The sequence below is a fragment of the Streptomyces sp. NPDC020299 genome, from assembly GCF_044387825.1.
Classification (GTDB): domain Bacteria; phylum Actinomycetota; class Actinomycetes; order Streptomycetales; family Streptomycetaceae; genus Streptomyces.
In genome coordinates this window covers 1-1277 of sequence record NZ_JBIRWL010000048.1, presented here as the reverse complement: position 1 = coordinate 1277, position 1277 = coordinate 1, and the positions used below count along the sequence as shown (strand labels likewise).

Genomic DNA, 1277 nt, shown 5'->3' with positions numbered 1-1277 from the left:
GGCATTCGTCGCCGCCGGACCGGTAGTCGCCGAAGTAGTCGACGACGTCCTCCGGCCACTGGTTGGCCTCCGCCAGCAGCACCGTGTCCGGGTACATCGCGTCGATCTCGCGGCGGACGCGCTGGAGGAACTCGTGCGTGGCGGGCAGGTTCTCGCAGTTCGTCCCCTCGGACGCGTACAGATAGGGCACGGCGTCCAGCCGGAACCCGTCGATGCCCAGGTCCAGCCAGAAGCGGAGGGCGGCGAGGATCTCCTCCTGCACGGCCGGGTTCTCGTAGTTGAGGTCCGGCTGGTGGGAGAAGAAGCGGTGGAAGTAGTACTGGCCGCGGACCGGGTCATGGGTCCAGTTGGAGGTCTCGGTGTCGACGAAGATGATCCGCGCGTCCTGGTACTGCTTGTCGTCGTCGGCCCACATGTAGTAGTCCCCGTACGGCCCGTCGGGGTTCTTGCGGGACTCCTGGAACCACGGGTGCTGGTCGCTGGTGTGGTTCATCACGAAGTCGATGATCACGCGCATGCCGCGCTGGTGGGAGGCGTCGACGAACTCCACGAAGTCGGCGAGGTCACCGAACTCGGGCAGGACGGCGGCGTAGTCCGAGACGTCGTAGCCGCCGTCCCTGAGCGGTGACTTGAAGAACGGCGGCAGCCACAGGCAGTCCACGCCCAGCCACTGCAGATAGTCGAGTTTGGCGGTCAGGCCCTTGAGGTCGCCGACACCGTCGCCGTCGCTGTCCTGGAAGGAGCGGACGAGGACCTCGTAGAAGACGGCGCGTTTGAACCACTCCGGGTCCCGGTCCTTGGCGGGAGTGTCCTCGAAGGTGTCCGGAACGGGGCTGTTGACTGTCATGACGCGCTGGGCCCTCCGATCTGAGGCGAGGCGGACGGTCGCCTGACATGGAGTACATGCGCCGGTGCCCGGCCGGGTTCGAGGCGCACGTAGTTGGTCCTGCCCCAGTGGTAGGTCTCACCCGTCAGTTCGTCGTGCACGGACACGGTTGCGTGCTGGTCCAGGCCGAGTTGCGGCATGTCCAACGAGACCGTCGCCTCCTGGGTGTGGTGCGGGTCGAGGTTGACGACCACCACGACCGTGTCGGAGCCCGAGCGTTTGCTGTACGCGATGACGGCGTCGTTGTCGGTCGGGTGGAAACGCAGGTTCCTGAGGCGCCGCAGCGCCGGATGCCGGCGCCGGATGGTGTTGAGGCGGGTGATGAGGGGGGCGATGGTGGTGCCCTCGCGTGTGGCGGTGGCCCAGTCGCGGGGTTTGAGCTGGTACTTCT

General features: G+C 66.7%; 2 protein-coding genes. Both read right to left on the bottom strand.

The window, feature by feature from the left end:
* A partial coding sequence (locus ACH45E_RS45750) for an alpha-amylase family glycosyl hydrolase (RefSeq protein WP_361458360.1) occupies positions 1-847 on the bottom strand: 847 nt, incomplete at its 3' end.
* Positions 844-1277, bottom strand: a 434-nt coding sequence (locus tag ACH45E_RS45745) for a DUF3459 domain-containing protein (RefSeq protein WP_361458357.1), incomplete at its 5' end; no start/stop codon positions are given. The genes ACH45E_RS45750 and ACH45E_RS45745, both read right to left, overlap by 4 nt.